A 5024-nucleotide genomic window follows, 5' to 3' on the forward strand; every position below is an offset into this window, starting at 1 on the left:
GGCGGACCTGACCGGGGCGGACCTGACCGGGGCGGACCTGACCGGGGCGGACCTGCGTGGCGCGACTTGGTTCGATGGCCGGAAGTGCGGGAAGGAATCATTCGGGGAGTGTAAGTAGGTCCTCGGCTTGCGAGCAGGCGAACGCAGCGGTCAAGTTGCTCGAGCTCGCCGGGTCTCCACCATCGCCCTTGACGCCGCTTGCACTAGCCGGTCTTCCCCCGAACACCTGGCTCGCCCGCATCGGCAGGCGAGCGCTGCCGCGCAGGCTCTAGGCTCGCACTAGGTTCACCGTCGACCCGGAAGGCCGTTGATGCGCAAGATCCTGATCGCCAATCGTGGGGAAATAGCCGTGCGCGTGGCTCGGGCGTGCCGGGATTCGAGCATCGCTTCGGTCGCCATCTACGCCGACCCCGACCGCGACGCTCAGCATGTCCAGGTCGCGGATGAAGCTTTCGCTCTTGGCGGGTCGACGCCAGCGGAGACCTACCTGAACGTGGAGAAGATCATCGCCATCGCGGTCAAGTCGGGCGCCGACGCGGTGCATCCCGGCTACGGATTCCTGTCCGAGAACGCCAGCTTCGCTCAGGCCGTCGTCGATGCTGATCTGACTTGGATCGGCCCACCGCCCGCCGCGATCGATGCGCTCGGCGACAAGGTCTCAGCCCGCCACATCGCCCAGCGTGCCGGAGCTCCGCAGGTTGAAGGCACTCCCGACCCCGTGGCCGACTCCGCTGAGGTCGTCGAGTTCGCCACGAAGCACGGGCTCCCTGTGGCTATCAAGGCCGCCTTCGGCGGAGGAGGGCGCGGACTGAAGGTCGCCCGGACGCTGGAGGAGATTCCGGAGCTGTATGACTCCGCCGTGCGCGAAGCGGTGACGGCTTTCGGCCGTGGAGAGTGCTTCGTAGAACGGTTCCTCGACCATCCTCGCCACGTAGAAACCCAGATCCTCGCGGATCAGCACGGCAACGTCGTCGTCGTTTCAACGCGGGACTGCTCGCTGCAGAGGCGCAACCAGAAGCTCGTCGAGGAAGCGCCGGCACCATTCTTGACCGACGATCAGCGGGACAGGATCTACCAGGCGTCCAAGGACATCATCAAGGAAGCCGGCTACTACGGCGCCGGTACGTGCGAGTTCCTCGTGGGACCGGACGGCTCGATCTCGTTCCTGGAGGTGAACACCCGGCTCCAGGTGGAGCATCCGGTCAGCGAGGAGGTGTCCGGGATCGACCTGGTCCGGCAGCAGTTCCGAATCGCCGACGGTGAGAAGATCGACTTCGAGGATCCCGAGCTGCGCGGGCATTCGTTCGAGTTCCGTATCAACGGTGAGGACCCAGGGCGCGGATTCCTGCCAGCCCCAGGGGTTCTGGCGGTGTGGGAGCCACCGAGCGGCCCGGGCATCCGGCTCGACTCCGGCTTCCGGACCGGCGACGTAATCGGCGGTAACTTCGATTCGCTCCTGGGCAAGTTGATCGTGACCGGGGCGACGCGGCAGGAAGCCCTCGAACGGGCGCGCAGGGCTCTTGACGAGTTCCGGGTCGAGGGAATCGCTACCGCGCTGACTTTCCACAGGGTCGTGGTCCGCGACCCCGCGTTCGCCCCCGAGGACCCGGATGAACCATTTTGCATCCACACCCGTTGGATCGAAACCGAGTTCGACAACACGATTCCGGCCCACGCGGCGGTCGCGGCTGATGCCCCCGAGCCCCAAGCGCGGGAGTCAGTCGTAGTCGAAGTGGACGGGCGCCGTCTGGAAGTCTCATTGCCCGCCGGGCTGGCCGCGATGGGCTCGGGCTCGCCTTCGGCGGCTCCGGCGCCGAAGCGCAAGGCCAAGAAGGCGAGCGGGGGCGCGGGCGGCAACACTGTTGCGGCGCCGATGCAGGGCACCATCGTCAAGATCGCTGTGTCTGAGGGTCAGGAAGTGGCCGAAGGCGATCTCGTCATCGTCCTGGAGGCGATGAAGATGGAGCAGCCGATCAACGCCCACAAGTCCGGAACGATCGGCCAGATCATCGCCGAGGTGGGGGCGACCGTGTCCAATGGCGCACCTTTGGTCGAGATCCTGTAGGCCCCGATTACGGAACCTGGGGCACGGGATCCGGAACCCGGTCACGAGGCCGGAGCCTGCGGCGCCTGGCGGAGCGATGTGAGGCGAGGCCGATCACCGCCGTCAGCGCGAGGATCACGATGACGGTCACGGGCGCCGGGCGCGAGATCGCCAACACTGCTACTACGACGGCGAGCACTACGGCCGACCAAATCCGGATCATTGGACCGCCGCCTTCCCTCGGCAGGCTGGGTCGAATCTCATCGACGGACTGGATCGCCAGCCGTGTTCCCGCGGCCACGACCGTCACCACCAAGACCGCGAGGATCACCGCGACGAGAACGTCGATCCCGAGTGGCAAGAAGGCGATGATCGCATTCAGCTGAACGCTAGGCAGCTCGATCGCTCCGCCGACCACCATCAGCAGTCCTGTCATCAGCACGAGCAACGTCGCTGCCATCACCACTGCGGGTACTACGGTCGCGCGCGCTCCACCCGAGCCAGAACCGCGAAGGCCCGGCAGCAGGGTCGCCGCCAGGATGACCGCGATCGGGAACGCGATGTTCCCAGCCCAGCCGGGGTCGCCGATGTTGATCGCCGGATCAGTGAGGCTGCTCGCCGAGCCTGCGATCACACCTCCCGCAGCGGACAAGACCGCTGCCACCGAGACCGTCACGATCACAAATCGCGACCGGCCAACTTGTCCACCGCCGCCTACACCCGTGCATACCCCCGCCGCCACCACAAGCAAGGCGACTGCCTTGTAGTTCAAGTTGGTCACGTTCGCCACGAGCCCGGCGCCAAATTCGACGAACAGGACCAGGAACCCAACTAGCACAGCCACAGAGCTGAGCCAGGTGAGAGCAGTCGCGGCCGGCGCCCGGTTGAGCAGCGCAGGCCAATCCGGTGCTGGTATCGCGGCCGCCACCAGTAGCGCGACGAGCGAGGTCGCCGCCGCGATCAGAGCTGACCAGATCGTGTATCCCGAAGCCAGCGTGGCTGCTGAACTGGCGGTGAACACCGGCAGAGCGATCGGATACAGGCGAGTGAGTGCATGGGCGTCGTTCTCAGAGGGGCGTCTGAGAAGACCCAGCAGCACCAGGATTCCTAGGGTGCCCGAGACGGCGATGGCAGCGATCATCATCTCATCTCCGTACAGGTGTCGGGCGCCGGCTTCCCGGCGACTCGGTCATTCATCCAATCGATCACCGGCGTTCGAGCGGTCAGCAGCAGCCCCGTGTGGTCCACATCTGGGTATTGCTGAAGGCTGGCGACCGAACCTGTCTGGCATGTCGCCAGATAGGTCGCGATGGTGAATTGAGGCACGATCGTTGTGTCCGCCAAGCCCTGGGTGAACAGAATCGGCATGGGCAGGGGCCCCACCGGCACGTTCTCGTTGAGCAGCCTGAGAAACGAAGGCGGCAGCTCGGACTTGACGTACGCGGCCAGCGGCTGGTCGTAGTGCTTGCTGAGTTGCGTACCGCAGAGCTTGTTGGCCAGCGGCAGCTTGGTCAGGCCCTCCGGCGTCAGGATCTGGTCAGCTGTGAGTTCCCCTGGGTATGTGGCAGACCAGGCTCTGGTGAGGTAGCTGATGAATTCGGCTCTCGAGGACGCGGATTCCCCCGCCGTGGATTTGACCAGCTGCTTCACGACGATGGGCAGACCAACTATCACACCGGGCGCTTGGGAGACCGTGCCCCTAATGGCGAGTTCGGGAGCATAGGTCGGTGAGTACTTCGCTGCGGCGAGCGAGGCTTGGCCGCCCTGACTGTGCCCAATAAGTAGTTGCTGGTTGGCGTCGACCCGGTCCGGAAATTGGGTCAACGCGGCCCTCATCGAGTCCAACACCGAAAAGGCCTCGGATTCGGCGACAAGATACGACGGTGTACCGGGAGCACCCATGTTCTGGAAGTCGGTGGCTATCACGGCATATCCAGAATCCACCAGAGCTTGGATCTGTGATTCCCAGAAGAGCGCCCCGGTCAATCCGCGCTTGAAGGGATCCTGCGAAACGCCACAGTAGCGACCCAGGCCCACGGTGCCGTGGGCGAAACCGGCTAGGGGACGTCCGTCAGGCCCCCCGGAATCGGCGCGGTCGAAGAAGGCGGCCGTCACGGCCACTCTGCTGCCGTCGACCCCCGTGGACAGGTACATCACCCGGTACGCGGCTATTCCAGGCGGAGCGTCCTTGATGCGTTCGCTCTTCAGGACCGATCCTGGGATCAAATCTGGCAAGGGAGAGGGCGGGTTGTAGAAGTCGGACAGCTTCTCCTGTTCCGTGGCCTGGAACTGGGGATAGTCACCCAGGGAGGGAGGCATTCCGGGCGCGGCCAAACGCTGTGTGTTCATCACGGGGTTCCAACTGGTGAACGCGAGCAGCAAGGCGGCTAGCCCGCTCGCGATGACCGAGACCAGTACCGCCATCACCCTGTACGTCGGGGATCCTCGCATCTTCGTAGCTCCCCTCGATAGGCCGTCCGCCGACCCTAGCGACTAGCTGGGCTCGCCAGGGGCGGATTCGGGGAAGTGCGTCCCGTTGCGGGTCCTCCCCCACCCCCACTTCGTGGGGGGAAGGGGACTCGCCGCCAAAGCGCACCTTGTGCTCGTTGATGACCATCACACGCGTGGATGTGCCGCGGCAGTTCCCACTGCCCCCAATGCGAGGCATCCTCCAGGCGTAGGCCGCAGGCGGGTCGGAGTTGTCCACAGGTGCTGACTTGTCGTTTGTTGTCCACAGCCTGCGTGGTGTGCCGTTGATTGTCGGACCCTCGTGGGAACATGTGTGCGAGTACAGGTTTCCTCTACGAAGCGGGGATGGGGGGTGGTGGCCATGTCGGTAGCTGAGTTGGGTGGGTCTTCCGAAGCTGGGGGCGTGGGGTGCGCGGCGTCGCCGCCGGTTGCTGGGGTGATGTCGGCGCTTATGGCCGCGGCTGACGCGACGGTTCCCTCGGGCCTGGGCTGCGGCGACGTATTGGCTGCG

Annotated in this window: 3 protein-coding genes; 1 reads left to right on the forward strand and 2 read right to left on the reverse strand. The window is 65.3% G+C overall.

All coding sequences use genetic code 11. The features are described 5' to 3' along the window. Positions 1 to 310 precede the first annotated feature (310 nt). Positions 311 to 2065, forward strand: a complete 1755-nt coding sequence (locus Q8P38_03395; GenBank protein ID MDP4013657.1) for a biotin carboxylase N-terminal domain-containing protein — start codon at positions 311 to 313, stop codon at positions 2063 to 2065. 7 nt (positions 2066 to 2072) lie between these two features. On the opposite strand, the gene Q8P38_03400 is transcribed toward Q8P38_03395, so the two are convergent. Next, a complete protein-coding gene (locus Q8P38_03400) occupies positions 2073 to 3188 on the reverse strand; it encodes a hypothetical protein (protein MDP4013658.1) in 1116 nt (371 codons plus the stop codon). Continuing rightward, positions 3185 to 4495 (reverse strand): alpha/beta fold hydrolase, encoded by a 1311-nt coding sequence (locus Q8P38_03405; GenBank protein ID MDP4013659.1) that lies wholly within the window; start codon positions 4493 to 4495, stop codon positions 3185 to 3187. Before Q8P38_03405 ends, Q8P38_03400 begins: the two co-directional genes overlap by 4 nt. Positions 4496 to 5024 lie beyond the last annotated feature (529 nt).

It is taken from the genome of Candidatus Nanopelagicales bacterium, from assembly GCA_030700225.1.
Lineage (GTDB): Bacteria > Actinomycetota > Actinomycetes > S36-B12.